Genomic DNA, 14572 nt, shown 5'->3' on the forward strand with positions numbered 1-14572 from the left:
CTCAGGCGGCCCCGCTCTTGCGGCCTGTTCCCACGACGCCGACTCCAGAGCGGCGCAAGAACTCGCTCAGCGTAAGACCTTGCTGCTGGGCGAATTCAACAAGACGGCGCTGCTCCTCGCTCGCTTCTCGGATGTATTCAGACAGCGTAAGGCCGCGATCCACGGCTGCAGCGCGGAGTTCGGCCTTTTCCTCGGGCGAAACACGAAGTCTGATATTTTCGATCATCGCGGCGCCTAGGCGCATAGTGAGACCTCCAGTGATGACACTGGCAATCTATCAGCCTCAGCTGTCGCTGGCGTTCCGCATCTTCAGCAACATCCGGGATTATCCGCGCGGGCGAATCCAAAGTGGAAATAAGGTAAGAGGATTTTTCGTAGCAATATTCTTAGAGCCGTTGTAGCCTCTGCCGGGTTGTTTGGGAGGGCAAGATGGCTAAATCAACTACAAAATCGCATTCTGATTCGTTGCAGGCTTCGACTTCCGTAAAGCGTTCCAGTGCAGGCGGTTTATTTCCTAAACCGAACGAGGCCGTCTCACTGGTCTACGACATCTATGACGGTCGAGGACGCCTCGTGCCTCGACAGAAGGTGTACAAGACTCCTACTGAAAAGCAGCGTCGATCTCCTCCAAAGGATCTGCCAAAGCAGGAAAAAATCCGGGTTACCTCCGACGGTGACTCCTGGGTGAACATCCTTTGGCCGCTGTCCGCTGTAGCCGGCTACGACCACACATTCTACGACATCATTGAGTTGAACCCGCGCTTTTACGCAACGGGAACAGCCTATCCTGGAGACACGTTTCAACAAGTTCGCACGGAAAAAGACTACCGCCAGAATGTGGCCTCTGAATCGTTCAGATACTTCATTGTTTCGGCCGGCGGAAACGACTTCATCGGAGGCGGAGCCCTATTTGATCTGCTCCGCTGGCGGGACGAAGGGGACGGCAACGACCCCACCACACACATCAATGTGTCCTGGCTCCAGATGAGCATGGATACCTTGCGATCTGGCTATCAAGAGATTGCAGATGACGTTCGCCAGCTCTCTAGCAGACGGACTACCATGCTCGTTAACACCTACGACTATCCTATCCCGCGCCACAATGGCGTTTGGCTCGGCAAGCCCCTAGAGCGGCGTGGCTACAACCTGCAAGCGGACAAGGTGCTGATCGCAAAAATCATGAAACACTTGATCGATGCGTTCTACGCCACACTACTCCAAGTCAGGCACATAACCGTTGTTGACGTTCGGAACACCGTGAAAGCGGGTCAATGGACGGACGAGCTTCACCCTAAGGGGAAGGGAGCTGAGGCTGTGGCAAAGAAGTTCATGGCTGCAATGGGCGTGGTGTGAGCTAGGCTCGCGAGCAAGTGGCGCGGCATCCGTTATGCCACTTGCTCGCGGTAGCTGCGAAGGGCGTCGGCATCTCCTGCCATAATTATCGCGAGCCCTGTGGGGTCTACGCGCCACGGTGCCTTCGGGTGGAGCTGTTTTCCGATCCCATAACGTTTGCACCATCGCGCGATGGTATCAGGTGACACGCCAGCAATCCCGGCGGCTCTTTGAAGGGTGAGGGGCTTGGTGTTATCCATGGTTGCCTCCGGTGCTATGGAGCGCAGTTCTCGCCGGCTTGTGTCCTATCTTTCCTCCAAAGCCCCTTGCCGGCGATGAGGGAACGCCTTCGTTCGCGATTTTGACGGTCTGAGTGAAAGTCTCTTTAAAATTCTCGGTTCCAGTCTCTTCTCCGTCTCGTGTAACTGTCTCCGTCTGAGTCTCCTTATGTCGACAGTGTCTCGACACAGTGTGTTCACGGTGTGGGCTCATGAAGCCGCCCTCCTGTTCATATAGACTGAGGTGCCAAGCCTTGAGCCACTCAGCGTTTCCACCGTGCTGGGGATCAATGCCGGTTGAAGTTCGGCCTCCGCCACCTCGCGTAACGCGTCGCTTTCAACGTCGGCGACAACGCGTACGATCGACTTCTGATGGCTGGTGTTCATCGGCTTGTTGTGTACGAACCAGCCGATAACAAAATACTCGTCTGTGGAGGCGTCGAATGCGATTAGGCCGCCCTCGACGAGGTGACCACGCGCTGTTTGCATTTTGTCGGTTGGCCAAGCCAAGTCGGACGCCGCATATGCATCCGGCATTCTGAAACAGCCGGCGCTAGTCTGATGCTCACTGGTCAGGATGTAGAGCAGGAGAAAGCGAGCATCGTCTGAAGGCAGGCGGCGAAACCTTTTCGACCGCCAAACTTTCGGGCTGATCTTTGAGAACTCGCGGCTCATTCTGCGGCCTCAAGAGGTTGGGCCGCGAACTCGCCGTAGTGCAGGAGTTCGGCGGCAGCCCGCACAGCAGCAGCTTCGTCAAAGGTTGGAAATGTCCCAAGCACCAGGTTCTGCAGATCGACACCGATGAACGCCTGCCATCGGCCGCTGGCGGTCCGCGTAACACCGATGCGACCGCTGCTGTTGCTCTTGCCCGGGCGGCGATTGCGAGCGTTCTGAAGGGGTGTCGCCTCGCGCAGATTCTTCCATCGGTTATCTGGGCGCATGCCATTTTTGTGGTCGACATGGTGCTTCGGCCATTTCCCAGTTTGCATCAGCCAGATGACGCGGTGCGCCTTGTACAGGCGATAGTCGATTTCAACCTGGGTGTAGCCCTCGCTGGTTCGCGTACCTGCGAGGGCGCCACTGAAAGTCCCGGGCCTTGCGACGCGCCAATTCAGCGCGCCAGTTTCAGGGTCGTAGATCAGAAGCGCTCTGGCGCGCTCAGCGGTGAGAGCAGGCAGATGTGGGCGGGCGACCATTAGCGCACCCCCAAACCTGCCAAGCGGCAGACTTCAAATGCGGTGGCTGGTGGCACCCGAAAGCGCGCTGCGACAACCGCGATGGCATACGTTCCATCGTCAATTTCAATTGCCGTTTCGGAGTGGTTGGAGTAGAAAGATGCATCGACAGCATTCCTATCTACCGAGCCGCCGAGCCCTGCCAGGCCGGCGGCTTTGTCGTGTATGGTCATTGTCGCACCTCACGCCGCTGCCGGGAGGTTTTCGATCACGCGTTCGAGATCGGCGACGAGCAAAAGGGTGCGCTTGCCGTTCTTCCGGGGTGTGATTTTCCCGGCCTTGAACATCTTGTAGAGACCGCTGCGGCTGATGCCGGAAATCTCTACGGCTTCGTTGATGGTAACTGAGATTTTGGTCATGGAAGGGGATCCCCCTTGCTGGCTGACCGGCCAACACGCCACCTGTGCACGTGTGCATCAGGTCGTCCACCAATTTACGCATGGGAAAAGCGCTGTCAGTTCTGCAAACAGATTGCCGTAATTAGAACTGCCGGGGCTTCCGCCTTCCCTCCTTTAAGCGCTGTTCATCCGCCTTAGCCTGGGCTTCCTTCCTTGTGTCTTCCTCGGCTAGAGCCCGGCGCCCTCGTGACACGGCTTTCTGATACGATTCGCGGGTAATAGCATTCGAAAGAAGTCCACTTTCCCGCATGGCTTCGACTGCTTGGCGGACCGTCCGCAAGTTTGGATGAGCGGCTAAGTGGGCCTGCACTTTCTGTGCAATTTCATTGTCGCCCAATCCTAGAGGACGACCTATTTCTGGGGCTCGAAAGTCCAAAAAGACGGGAAAGCCTGCAAATTCCCGCTCCTTTTGGGCTAGAGACTTGCCGATAAGCTCCCAGATTGCCTCCGGTCGCTGGTCTGAGGATATCCCCAAACGCTTGGCCAAGCGGTCCATGCGCAGCTTCAACTCAGCGAAGTGAGATTGAAACTCCTCAGCCATTATCCTCTCATCTTCACAACGTTGTCAGCCCTTGCGGCAGTCAGATAATCTTCCCATGCCTGCATCAGTTTCCGCCGCTTCTCAATTGCATCGGCTCTACGATATGCACGCTCGACTGCACTACCCACCTCGTGTGCAAGCGCAGCTTCTGCGACCTCCCGAGGGAACTGCGTCTTGTCACCGACCCAGTCGCGGAAGGAAGAGCGGAAACCGTGCACCGTGAACTGGTGTGCCTTCATTCGGCGAAGAAGCATATCCATTGCTGAGCTCGAAAGAGACTTCTCTTTCCCTTGCCCGGGGAAAACGTAGTCGGAGATTTTTGCCTCGTGCAGCCCTTTGACTAACGCAAGCGCTCGCTTGGACAAGGGAACGCGATGTTCCTTGCTGGCCTTCATACGCGCGGCCGGGACTGTCCAGATGCCGGCGGTGAAGTCAATCTCAGGCCACTTCGCGCCGTAGACCTCGCCGGACCTGGCCGTGGTCAAAATCAGGAACTCCAAAGCTCGCGCGGCCATTGCTTCTGCCGTTCGAAGGCGCCCGGTGAAGGCAGGCACTTGGTCATAGGGCATGGCCGGATGGTGGCCACGCGAAAGCTTCTTCCTGGCGGGCAGAACGTTCTTGAGGTGGCCGCGCCACAATGCAGGGTTCTCGCCAGATCGCCATCCTTTGGTCTTGGCGAAGTCTAGTACGCGCTCTATGCGCCCACGAAGCCGGGAGGCGGTTTCGGGCTTCTCGTTCCAAATCGGGGTCAACACCTCCAAAACCTCGCCCGTGCCTACCAGAGAGACCTTCTTCGGCCTGATGGGCGCGCAGTATACGAGAAGCGTCATTTTCCACTGCGCGCGATGTTTCTCATTGCGCCAGGACCCTTCCATCGAAGCCAAGAACTTGTCGCCGCATTCTCCGAACGTCGGCTCCTCCTCCTTGGCCTTCTCGGCGATTGGATCTCGCCCCTCTTCAACCGCCACCCGGCACTCAGCAGCCTTGGACCGGCCCTTGGCCAATGTGACGGCTGGATAGGCCCCCAACCCCATTTCGCGCCGCTTGCCGCCGGCCGGCGTCCACATGAAGAGCCACGACTTGGTGCCTGTGGGTGACACGTTGAGATACAGGCCTCCGCCGTCGCTGTGGCGACCAGGCTTAAGCTTGTCAGACTTGACCTTTACGTCGGTCAATTTTTGCAGCGTCCTCGCCACGTTCCCCACTTTCTTCCCCACTCCAAAGTGGGGATAGTACAGAACAATGGGGAACAATAAAAGACGAAAAGGTGCTGTAAGCCTTGAGTTTCAAGGCAGGGACGGGACGTAGGGGAACGGCGGAAGACGGTAGTTTGGCGGACTCCCTCTCCGCCACCCTACGCCCTGCGGGCTTCGGGTGGCAGGCCACCCGGAACCGAATCTGGGCGTAGGAGTGTCGCCCGAAGCTACGAAGTAGCGTAGGGGGACCGGAACGAAGCAGGATGCCCTCCGAAGCTTCAGCGTAGAGGCTGCCGCTAGGCAACAAGGCCTTGCCTCATTTGGTTTACCTCTTCGATCGGGACTGGATGCCCGGTGAGGAAGCCCTGCATCAAATTTACCCCCAGGCGCTGCAGCAATATGTACTGCTCCTCCGTTTCGACGCCCTCGGCGAGCACGACATGGCCGAGATTGCGAAGCAGCCCGACCATGTCCCGCAACAGGCTCAAGCCACGAGACGTCTGGCAATCGTGGAGGAAGCTGCGATCGATCTTGACCACGTCGAATTTGAAGCGGCGGAGCCATGTCAAGCCGGCAAATCCCGTTCCGAAGTCGTCCAGCCAGATCTGAACGCCGAGTTTTCGCAGCCGCTCCACGTTTCTGACCGCTTGCGCCTCCAGAAAGATGTCACTGCCTTCGGTGATTTCGATGGCCAGTTTCTGGGGCGCAAGGCCGTGCCTGCCAAGGATTTCGGTGATCCGGAGTGAAAAGTTGGGAGCCTTGAGCTGAAGAACGGATACGTTCACCGTCACGACCGAGCCCAATCCGTATTCCGCCATGTCACCGCAGGCTCGATCGATCAGCCATGTACCCAGTTCCACGATCGCTCCGGTCTGCTCGGCAACGGGTATGAATACGGACGGACTGATCATGGTGCCGTCGAAGTCGCATACACGCATCAGACTCTCGTGCCCCAGCACGCGGCCCGACGCCAGCTCGCGAATTGGCTGGTAAGCGACAGAAACGAGCTGGTTGGAAACTGCCACCTTCAGCAGTTCTGAAAGATTTTCGCCGGAGCGATCCTGGCTGGTGGCGTGCGGGTCGTAAATCGTGAACGTAGCCCGACCGGCAAACTTGGACGCGTAGAGCGCGCGGTCAGCTTCCTGCAGCAGGATTCTAAGCTCTATGCTCTGATCGGCGCGCGTCAACGACGCCCCGGCACTGATCGTTACGATGTTGAGCTTGTCGCCCCGATCAGGGTGGTAGATATCCAAATCCTCTACAGCGCGACAGAATTTCTTCGTTATCTCATGAAGGTGAGCCCGCCCGGTGACCTTGCAGAGAATGACGAATTCTTCTCCGCCATAGCGGGCCGCGATGGCGTTGTTGGCAGCCGCCATCTCGGAGAGGACATGGGCGAGTTTGATCAGGCAATCGTCGCCGGCCTGATGACCAAGTCCGTCATTGAACCTTTTGAAGTAGTCGACGTCGATCAGAATGAGCCCTATCTCGTCGTCGTCCGCGGCCCAGTCTTCGCGCAGCTCCGAGAATTCTCGAATGATCGCCCTGCGGTTCTTCATTCCCGTGAGCGGATCGGTGTCGGCGATTTCGGTTAGCTTCTGCCCCTTCTTGATAGCAGCCTGCTCCTGGAACTGCGCCCGAAGCGCGTGCAGGAAGGTCTGGTACCGCTCCAGGCTCAGCCGCCAGGAAAGATAAAGCGACAAGACGAGGCAGTTCACGAAATAGGCCGACAGCACGATGCGGCCGGCGATGTCGGCCTGAAGGGAGAACATCGCGGCGTACACAAAGCTTGCGGCGACCGTCGCGGAGGCAAGGGCTGAAAGCCAAAAACGGAAGTTGAAGAACAGATTCGCACCCAGGATGAACACTGTGCCAAAAACCATGAAATGGGAGAGGGCATCCTGATGCTCTGTTCCAACAGCGGAGACGAGCCACCCAAGGGCACCGGAGACAATCGCCAGCGCTGCTACAAGGTGCAAGGTGGCAAGGGCAAAGCCCCGTCGGGCGACAAATTCGACAAGCGCCAGGGAAGTGATCCCTAGCGTAACGCGCGTCAAAACAAGCCGGCCGGCGACATCCGGAAAGAGAAACCAATCGAAAAGGCCATAGGCCACATAGCTGAATACAGCAGCCGCAATACCCCATCGCACAAGGCTGCGATTCTCATCGGCATCCTTCTGCAGGAACAGTGTCAGGAGTTCCGGATCGGCGGAATGCCACCGCGGACGTCCAATCGCTGCCGCCACCTTCTGGGCAACGTCCTCGCTCAGTTGCATCGCAACGCTCCTCCGCGATCTGCAGTAGCGAATGCAACAGCCGACGTCGCCTGCGATCGGGGAATGAAGACGTCCCTGTCCGCAAGAAAAGTCAGATGTCGCTAACCGAGGGTAAACGGGCGGTTCGGATTTAGCCAGTTTGCAGGATTGATGGCCGTTCCGTTGATTAAAATTTTACTTAAATTTTATTAAAATTGTTAGCATTGGTTGGCGGCGCACCTATGCTGCTGGCCGGGGACCGGGGCGGTAAACCGGAGAGTAAACGGCATGCCTATCAAGCCAAAACTGCAGCTCGACCAATACAGCCTGGTCACCACCAGGCTGATGAAGAAACATGTTGCGACCTCCGAAGAGGCGGCTGACTCCGACGAGTTGAGGGACAGCACGGCCCAGCTCGCCCTGATACTGGACCTTGCTCATCAAGCCTTTGCGCGACACAAACCGGCCGCCCCCATTGTCCATCGTTTGGCGGGGCGACTCCACAAGCTCCGCCGGCAGGTTGCTCCCGCGGTTTGGCAGAAACTCGTTCCTTTGGCTCAGCAGCATCGGGTCGCGGAATATTTGCTCCAGGACCCGTTCACGCGGTGGTCGGTCGAAAAACCGCGCGGGTATTCGGGCGATGCAGGCCTGCTGGATATTTACTACAAGCATCCGATCGCCGACGAGATCGTGGCCTCGTCGACCTTACTTGGTCGGCAAATCTATGCGTACACCAGTGAAGCTGCCAGTTCGGTGGCGGGGCGCGAGCGGCGGGATATTCTGGCCAGGACCGTGGACGAGACGGCCAGCAGTGTGGAAAAGGCTGAGGTGCTAGCGATTGCCTGCGGCCACCTCAGGGAAGCCGAACGCTCCGACGCGTTGGCCAGGCATAAACTGCAACGTTGGATCGGCCTGGATCAGGACCCCGTCAGCATAGCCACGGTGAACCACGACTTTGCCGGCACGCCAGTCGAGGCAGTCCAGGGTTCCGTACGCGGCATCCTACGCCGCGCCTACGCCCTTGGCACATTCGATCTCGTCTACGCATCGGGCCTTTACGATTACCTGCCGCGTGCCATCGGCGTCCGCCTGCTTCAAAGAGCCATGGAACTCGTCAAGCCCGGTGGCGAATTCCTGTTTGCCAATTTCAGCGACGAGATAACGACGGATGGTTACATGGAGACTTTCATGGATTGGCCGCTCATCCTACGTTCGGCCGACGATATGTGGGGCATCATCAATGCCGCCCTCGGCGGGAGTCCTTTCGACGCGAAAGTCTACTATGGCTCGAACCGGAATATCGTTTACGGCAAGGTGAGGAAGGGCGATCTCTAACTAGGCGCGGGAATCGCGCGCGCATCCCCGTAGCAAGGTAGGTCTGCCATGACGAGGCCATGGCTTCGCCGGCTTTCCGGCGACGGGCGAGCAGGTCGTCCGGGCTGCGGGCGGCCTACGCCGTGTTCGTTCTGCTTGCCGCCATACAGATGTGGCGGCGGTTCCAGCAGCACGACGGTGCTGCCCGCTCGGCGGGCTGCGTCTGGCCGTGTTGCTGGCACTGCCGCTGATCGCCAGGCTGTAGGTCGTGCAATGCAACGCGACTGGCCGGCCTGATCAGGCCTCGAAATAGCGGGCACGATCGAGATCGGCGATGAGCCCCGGCCCGGTCGGCTGCCATCCCAGCGCAGTGCGGGTCTGCTCACTTGACGCCGACAAGTCCCTGCCGATGAAATGCCCGAGAAAGCCGAAATGCGCAGCCGCGTCCTCGGGGCCTATGGAAACGACCGGCAGGCCGAGCCGGCGGCCGATGATCTCGGCGATCTCTTTGCTCGCCACGCCCTGTTCGGCAACCGCATGATAGCTGACGCCGCCCGCCCCCTTCTCCACCGCCAGCCTGTACAGGGTGGCGGCGTCGAACCGGTGCACCGCCGCCCAGCAATTTGCGCCGTCGCCGACATAGGCCGAGACGCCCTTTTCACGCGCAATGGCAATCAGCATCGGCACGAAACCGTGATCGCCCTCGCCATGGACGGTCGGCGCCAGCCGCACCGTCGATGCGCGCACCCCGCGCGCTGCGAGCGCCACGGCCGTTGCTTCCGAAGCGCGCGGCATGGCGGCCGATGGAGGCGCGGGTTTGTCGTCTTCGGTTGCCGGCCTTCCCTGCGCAAAACCGGCGAGGCCGGAGGTGACAAGCAGCGGCCGCTCGGAACCCTCGAGCGCCGCGCCGAGCGTTTCGATGGCGCGCTGGTCAACTGCGCAACTGGCGGCGAATCTCGAAAAGTCGTGGTTGAAGGCCGTGTGGATGACGCCATCCGATTGGGCAGCGCCGCTGCGCAGGCTGTCGAAATCCTCGATATCGCCGCGATGCGCCTCGGCACCCGCTGCCACGATCGACTTCGCACCTGCTTCCGACCGCGCGAGGCCAAGCACCTGATGGCCCGCCCCGAGCAATTCCCGCACAACAGCCGAACCGACAAAACCGGTAGCCCCGGTAACGAACACACGCATGATCATTTCTCCTTGGTTTTCGGCGAAGGCCGTACAGGCAGCCCGTTGCCGAAGGAGATAGAAGGTTGCGATCATACGATCTATGCGGTAAAATCCGAAATATCTTCGCAATCGTCCGAGAACCCTCATGGATCCGCTGTCAGACGTGCTGTCGCTGCTGAAGCCGCGCAATTACCTGTCCGCCGGCCTGGAAGCCGGTGGCGACTGGGCGATCCAGTTTCCTGACCAGCAGGCAGCGATCAAATGCGGAGCGGTGGTGTCCGGCCAATGCTGGCTGTCGGTTGAGGGCGTCCCTGACGCGGTGCGGCTGGACGTGGGCGACTGTTTCCTGTTGCCGCGCGGCCGCCCTTTCCGGCTTGCCAGCGATCTCGGCCTGACGACGGTCGATGCCCGAACGATCTTTTCACCGGCACGCACCGGCGGCATCACCGTCCATAATGGCGGCGGCGATTTCCTCCTGGTCAGCAGTCGCTTCACGCTGTCCGGCGACCATGCCGGCATCCTGTTGCGGATGCTGCCGCCCATCGTCCATATCCGCGGCGAGAGCGACCATTCGGCGCTTCGCTGGCCGGTCGAGCGGATGATGCAGGAATTGCGCCAGCGGCGTCCCGGCGGCTTTCTCATCGTCGAGCACCTCGCCCACATGATCCTGATCGAGGCCTTGCGCCTGCATATGACCGCGCAAGGCAATGTCGGCTGGCTGTTCGCACTGACCGACAGGCAGATCGGCGCGGCGATCGGCGCCATCCACGAAGACCCGGCCCATGGCTGGACATTGCAGAAGCTGGCCGAGCGTGCCGGCATGTCGCGATCGACTTTTGCGCTCAGATTCAAGCAGACGGTCGGGGCCTCACCCCTGGATTATCTGACGCGCTGGCGCATGATGCTGGCCGGCGACCGGCTGATGCATTCCGGCGATCCGGTTTCCGTCATCGCCCTGGCGCTCGGCTACGAATCCGAAAGCGCCTTCAGCACGGCATTCAAGCGCGTCATGGGCTGTTCGCCGCGGCAGTACAGCCGCCAGGAGCCGGACCCGACTGCGCAGGCCGAACGCGAAGCCGCCTGAGGCGGCGATCCGATCGCCTTGATCACCTTGCCCTTAAAGGCTGTAGCGCGAACGAAACTCGGTGAACGACATCGCCAGATGGTTCTCGTCCACATGGCCGGTGATTCCGTCCACACTGCGCGAGTCGAGTTGTAGCGGGCGAGCCAGAGCGGACAATTGCCGAAGCCGCTCGGATTTCCCAGCGCGCTTCGACCGCTGCGGCCCTTCTGCTCAGATCGATCCCTTGCTTGCTCCATGGCATGCGCTTGACAATCGACTGATTCGCAACCCTTCGGGAATATAAGTATTCCAGTTAACGTAGGGATAATCGGCAGCAGGAACTAGATTTCAGACGCACAATGGCACGAGCAAAATCGCTGTTTCCATGCTTCCAGAATGACTTGCTCGCGTGCTGGCGGTAACCGGCACAAACTTCTCCGATTTCCATGCCCCTACGGCTGGGTAGCGCAATACGGTTAATTGCGCGGCTGCTAATATGCCTATATCTTAAGCAGCGCAGGGGGCCTCATATCTCCCCGCAGTGGCCGGTGCGGTGAAGCCCCACAAGCATGCCCAACCTGCACCGGCCATTCCCTATGGCTGGGTATGGTCTTCGCGCTCGGCAATCTTTTCCAAGAGCTTCCGTGAAGCCTCTAGGACGCGTCGCGTTTCGGCGATGGTCGATTGCAGGGAGTCCAGTTGGCTCTCCGCTCGGAGCTGGCTACGGCGGGCGCTTTCAATGAACTGGTGGTCAGGTTCCCACCGGTCTTTCGTCGGGCTTAGCCTCTCTACAGACGAACGAACTTGTCGAGATGCAGGCGTATCCGCTGGCCCTCAGCATAGGACAGCGCAAACGATTCAATCACGAATGATCGGGTAATTTCCTGGTCTTCCTTGGCCACACGAACGGACCCATTCGCCGCCGGCTTCGACCACTTCCACGCAAGGCAATGCTTTGCGGATTGGACCCACGTTATCTACCACAGCCTCCTACGAAAAGCAATGGTAACGTCGAGTTCTATACTCCCGTCGAAAGCGGGTTTTCAACAACAAAGATGGTCTGAATCATACCATTCGGCTCAGCGGATAGCGGCTGCCAACGTAGCGTCTCCAAGGCCAAGAAAACCGCCACCCGCGCGCAACAGCGGGTTCCATAGTCACGGCTCCATCCGAAGAATCGACCGCATAGATTCAGGAATGTGTGTTGTCGTCACGGTTCCATACAATTTGGAAGGCCATTCCCCCTACGGCAGGGTAGCGCCAAAATGAAAGGATAAGCGGGCGGGCAAGTTGAAGGCGTACTGATGCCGGATCGGGCTTTGGTCCAGCAAAACCCTTTCAGCCTGGCGTCTCGGAAAGGTGCGCGGCAATGGCGCTCACAAAAGCCTTGCCGAACTCCTTGAGTTTGGCGGCGCCGACGCCATTCACTTCGGCAAAATCGTCGAGGTCTTGCGGACGACGCTCGGCCATGTCGATCAGTGTACGATCCGAAAACACCACATAGGCCGGCACCTGGCGTTCCTTGGCCAGCCGCAGCCGCACCGTCTTGAGCGCCGCGAGCAGCGACGCATCGACATTTTCGCTCTGAGGGCTCTGCCCGGCATGAGCCGCGCGGCGCGCGGCGCGCGTGCGCATCTCGACCCGATACTGGAACGGCACCTCGCCCCGGCCGAGTGCGTGGCCCTTGTCCGTGATGGCCAACCCGCCATGGCCGGCCGGGTCCGGCATCAGGAAACCGTTCGCGACCAGCTGGCGAATCATAGATTGCCAAAAATCCTTCTTGTGCGCGGCGCCATTGCCGAAGGCTGCCAGCCTGTGATGCCCCCTTGCCGCGATCTTTTCAGTCTCGTGGCCGATGAGGATGTCGATGACATGGCCGGCGCCGAAGCGCTCGCCGCTCTGCGCCACCGCCGCCAGGATGAGGCGCGCCTCGGCGGTGCCGTCGGTGCGCGGCGCCTGTTCCAGGCAATTGTCGCAATTGCCGCAAGGGACCGCCTCTTCACCGAAATAACCGAGCAGCACCTGGCGGCGGCACTCGGCCGTCTCGCAATAGCCGATCAGCGTATCGAGCCGGCCATGCGAGCGGCGCTTGTGTTCGACAGCGGCGTCCTCGTCGTCGATGAACATGCGGCGCATGCGGATATCGCCGAGGCCGTAAAGCATATGCGCCTCAGCCGCCCGCCCGTCACGACCGGCACGGCCGATCTCCTGGTAATAGGCTTCCAGGCTGCCGGGCAGATCGGTGTGGAAGACATAGGCGACATCAGGCTTGTCGATCCCCATGCCGAAGGCGATGGTCGCCACCATGACGACGCCCGACAGGGTCATGAAGGCGTTTTGATTCGCATCGCGCGCCTCCTTGCTCATCCCGGCGTGATAGGCGAGCGCGGTCACGCCGTTCTTTTCGAGAAACGCCGCCATCTCTTCGGTCTTCTTGCGCGACAGGCAATAAACGATGCCGCTGCGTCCCTGATGGCGCCCGATGAAATTGAGCAACTGCCGCTTGCTGTCCTGCTTGGGCTCGATGGCAAGCTTGATGTTGGGCCGGTCGAAGCCAAGCACCTGCGTTTCGACACGCCCGCCAAACAGCCGTCTCTCGATGTCTGCCCGCGTCGTCTCGTCCGCCGTCGCCGTCACCGCAATGATCGGTACGTCGGGAAAGATGCCACGCAGTTGCGAAAGATCTTCATATTCGCGCCGGAACGCCGGCCCCCACTGCGAAATGCAATGCGCCTCGTCGATGGCGATCAGGCTGACATCGAGCCTGGCAAGCGCATCCAGCATCCGCTCGGTCATCAGCCGTTCCGGCGCGAGGTAGAGCAGCCGCGTCTGGCCCGACGCGACGCGGCGCCATGCCGCGACATTGGCATCACGATCGATCGAGGAATTGATCGTATCGGCGGCGACGCCGGCGAGGCGCAGTGCCGCGACCTGATCCTGCATCAGCGCCACGAGCGGCGAAACGACAATGGTCAGCCCACCCTTGACCAGCGCCGGAACCTGGTAGCACAGCGATTTGCCGGCACCCGTCGGCATGACCGCCAGCACGTGGCGGCCGCCAAGCAGTGCCTCCATCACTGCGGCCTGTCCGGGACGGAAATCGTCGAAACCGAACACGTCCTTGAGGACACGTCGTTTGGGATCGTGCGTCGGCACGCTCGTCGTCGATATCTGCATCACTGATGTTTTCGATCGGCCGCCCGAAGCAGCGGCGTGGACAGAACGATTAGCGCAGCCCCTGCGTGACCACAACAAGCAGCAGCAACACCCCACCGGCGATCGACCTGGTTGGCATCGTTAAACCTATCTTCACCATGTTGCGGCACCGTCAAACCCTGCGGCGATGTTTCGAGTACCGATGCGCCACGAGCGCACAGGCAACAGCCCGCGCCTCCCCAGGAGGCGCGGGTTTCCTGTTTCTGGAATTGCCGAAAAGGTTCAGGCCAGGAAATCGGCGCGGTGCGGGGTAAAGCTGTCGACCAGGCGCCCGGCCTCCAGCGCCTTGACGCCGTGCACCAGATTGGACGGCACGATGAAGCTGCCGCCGGTCTCGATGGTCGCGGTGCGGCCGTCGATGGTCACCTCGAAGCGACCTTCGGCGACATAGCTGGCCTGGACATGCGGGTGCGAATGCAGTGCGCCGACGCCGCCCTTGTCGAAGCCGAACTCGACCATCATCAGCTCATCGGTGGAGACGAGAACGCGGCGTCTGTTGCCGTCCGGCGTCGGCGTCCAGGCGCTCTCGCCGGGCTGTGCGAAAATCTTGGCTTCAATCATGACCATCTCC

Annotated in this window: 14 protein-coding genes; 3 read left to right on the forward strand and 11 right to left on the reverse strand. The window is 60.0% G+C overall.

Annotation, left to right across the window (positions count from 1 at the left end; genetic code table 11):
• Window position 1 precedes the first annotated feature (1 nt).
• Entirely contained in the window at window positions 2-226 is a 225-nt protein-coding gene (locus tag ACYG9V_RS02610) for a plasmid mobilization protein (RefSeq protein ID WP_352765242.1), read from the reverse strand.
• Window positions 227-429: 203 nt separating this feature from the next.
• Here ACYG9V_RS02610 and ACYG9V_RS02615 point away from each other — a divergent pair, with 203 nt between their 5' ends.
• Window positions 430-1353, forward strand: coding sequence for an SGNH/GDSL hydrolase family protein (locus ACYG9V_RS02615; protein ID WP_352765241.1), 924 nt, complete (start codon window positions 430-432; stop codon window positions 1351-1353).
• Window positions 1354-1820: 467 nt separating this feature from the next.
• Here ACYG9V_RS02615 and ACYG9V_RS02620 read toward each other — a convergent pair whose 3' ends face one another.
• The 7 genes from ACYG9V_RS02620 to ACYG9V_RS02650 all read right to left on the reverse strand — a co-directional run bounded on the left by ACYG9V_RS02620 (window position 1821) and on the right by ACYG9V_RS02650 (window position 7256).
• A complete protein-coding gene (locus tag ACYG9V_RS02620) occupies window positions 1821-2285 on the reverse strand; it encodes a hypothetical protein (RefSeq protein ID WP_352765239.1) in 465 nt (154 codons plus the stop codon).
• Window positions 2282-2806, reverse strand: coding sequence for an HNH endonuclease (locus ACYG9V_RS02625; protein WP_352765237.1), 525 nt, complete (start codon window positions 2804-2806; stop codon window positions 2282-2284). The genes ACYG9V_RS02620 and ACYG9V_RS02625 overlap by 4 nt, the downstream gene beginning before the upstream one ends.
• Complete coding sequence (locus ACYG9V_RS02630) at window positions 2806-3018, reverse strand: hypothetical protein (RefSeq protein ID WP_352765235.1); 213 nt, start codon at window positions 3016-3018, stop codon at window positions 2806-2808. The genes ACYG9V_RS02625 and ACYG9V_RS02630 overlap by 1 nt, the downstream gene beginning before the upstream one ends.
• 9 nt (window positions 3019-3027) lie before the next feature.
• Window positions 3028-3204: a helix-turn-helix domain-containing protein gene (locus tag ACYG9V_RS02635; protein ID WP_023827081.1), complete on the reverse strand. Its 177-nt coding sequence runs from the start codon at window positions 3202-3204 to the stop codon at window positions 3028-3030.
• Window positions 3205-3325: 121 nt separating this feature from the next.
• Window positions 3326-3784: a hypothetical protein gene (locus tag ACYG9V_RS02640; protein ID WP_352765234.1), complete on the reverse strand. Its 459-nt coding sequence runs from the start codon at window positions 3782-3784 to the stop codon at window positions 3326-3328.
• Entirely contained in the window at window positions 3784-4959 is a 1176-nt protein-coding gene (locus ACYG9V_RS02645; protein WP_352765232.1) for a tyrosine-type recombinase/integrase, read from the reverse strand. Before ACYG9V_RS02645 ends, ACYG9V_RS02640 begins: the two co-directional genes overlap by 1 nt.
• 317 nt (window positions 4960-5276) lie before the next feature.
• Window positions 5277-7256, reverse strand: a complete 1980-nt coding sequence (locus ACYG9V_RS02650) for a putative bifunctional diguanylate cyclase/phosphodiesterase (protein WP_023715924.1) — start codon at window positions 7254-7256, stop codon at window positions 5277-5279.
• A gap of 267 nt (window positions 7257-7523) precedes the next feature.
• Here ACYG9V_RS02650 and ACYG9V_RS02655 point away from each other — a divergent pair, with 267 nt between their 5' ends.
• Complete coding sequence (locus tag ACYG9V_RS02655) at window positions 7524-8570, forward strand: class I SAM-dependent methyltransferase (RefSeq protein WP_352765230.1); 1047 nt, start codon at window positions 7524-7526, stop codon at window positions 8568-8570.
• 276 nt (window positions 8571-8846) lie between these two features.
• Here ACYG9V_RS02655 and ACYG9V_RS02660 read toward each other — a convergent pair whose 3' ends face one another.
• Window positions 8847-9740, reverse strand: a complete 894-nt coding sequence (locus ACYG9V_RS02660; protein WP_352765228.1) for an SDR family oxidoreductase — start codon at window positions 9738-9740, stop codon at window positions 8847-8849.
• Between the two features lie 127 nt (window positions 9741-9867).
• Here ACYG9V_RS02660 and ACYG9V_RS02665 point away from each other — a divergent pair, with 127 nt between their 5' ends.
• On the forward strand, window positions 9868-10806 hold the full coding sequence (locus ACYG9V_RS02665) for an AraC family transcriptional regulator (RefSeq protein WP_352765226.1): 939 nt from the start codon (window positions 9868-9870) through the stop codon (window positions 10804-10806).
• A gap of 1317 nt (window positions 10807-12123) precedes the next feature.
• On the opposite strand, the gene recQ is transcribed toward ACYG9V_RS02665, so the two are convergent.
• Together recQ and ACYG9V_RS02675 are read right to left on the reverse strand one after the other, a co-directional pair.
• Window positions 12124-13962 carry a DNA helicase RecQ gene (recQ, locus tag ACYG9V_RS02670; RefSeq protein ID WP_352765281.1) on the reverse strand — a complete coding sequence of 613 codons (1839 nt, stop codon included), beginning with the start codon at window positions 13960-13962 and terminating at the stop codon, window positions 12124-12126.
• A gap of 261 nt (window positions 13963-14223) precedes the next feature.
• On the reverse strand, window positions 14224-14562 hold the full coding sequence (locus ACYG9V_RS02675) for a cupin domain-containing protein (protein ID WP_023684110.1): 339 nt from the start codon (window positions 14560-14562) through the stop codon (window positions 14224-14226).
• Window positions 14563-14572: the final 10 nt, after the last annotated feature.

The sequence above is a fragment of the Mesorhizobium sp. W016 genome (assembly GCF_054719485.1).

What these genes read in the sequence shown, in the direction of transcription:
- ACYG9V_RS02610 (WP_352765242.1), bottom strand. Translation starts at nt 226, where the DNA reads ATGATCGAAAATATCAGACTTCGTGTTTCGCCCGAGGAAAAGGCCGAA.
- ACYG9V_RS02615 (WP_352765241.1), top strand. Translation starts at nt 430, where the DNA reads ATGGCTAAATCAACTACAAAATCGCATTCTGATTCGTTGCAGGCTTCG.
- ACYG9V_RS02620 (WP_352765239.1), bottom strand. Translation starts at nt 2,285, where the DNA reads ATGAGCCGCGAGTTCTCAAAGATCAGCCCGAAAGTTTGGCGGTCGAAA.
- ACYG9V_RS02625 (WP_352765237.1), bottom strand. Translation starts at nt 2,806, where the DNA reads ATGGTCGCCCGCCCACATCTGCCTGCTCTCACCGCTGAGCGCGCCAGA.
- ACYG9V_RS02630 (WP_352765235.1), bottom strand. Translation starts at nt 3,018, where the DNA reads ATGACCATACACGACAAAGCCGCCGGCCTGGCAGGGCTCGGCGGCTCG.
- ACYG9V_RS02635 (WP_023827081.1), bottom strand. Translation starts at nt 3,204, where the DNA reads ATGACCAAAATCTCAGTTACCATCAACGAAGCCGTAGAGATTTCCGGC.
- ACYG9V_RS02640 (WP_352765234.1), bottom strand. Translation starts at nt 3,784, where the DNA reads ATGGCTGAGGAGTTTCAATCTCACTTCGCTGAGTTGAAGCTGCGCATG.
- ACYG9V_RS02650 (WP_023715924.1), bottom strand. Translation starts at nt 7,256, where the DNA reads ATGCAACTGAGCGAGGACGTTGCCCAGAAGGTGGCGGCAGCGATTGGA.
- ACYG9V_RS02655 (WP_352765230.1), top strand. Translation starts at nt 7,524, where the DNA reads ATGCCTATCAAGCCAAAACTGCAGCTCGACCAATACAGCCTGGTCACC.
- ACYG9V_RS02660 (WP_352765228.1), bottom strand. Translation starts at nt 9,740, where the DNA reads ATGCGTGTGTTCGTTACCGGGGCTACCGGTTTTGTCGGTTCGGCTGTT.
- ACYG9V_RS02665 (WP_352765226.1), top strand. Translation starts at nt 9,868, where the DNA reads ATGGATCCGCTGTCAGACGTGCTGTCGCTGCTGAAGCCGCGCAATTAC.
- recQ (WP_352765281.1), bottom strand. Translation starts at nt 13,962, where the DNA reads ATGCAGATATCGACGACGAGCGTGCCGACGCACGATCCCAAACGACGT.
- ACYG9V_RS02675 (WP_023684110.1), bottom strand. Translation starts at nt 14,562, where the DNA reads ATGATTGAAGCCAAGATTTTCGCACAGCCCGGCGAGAGCGCCTGGACG.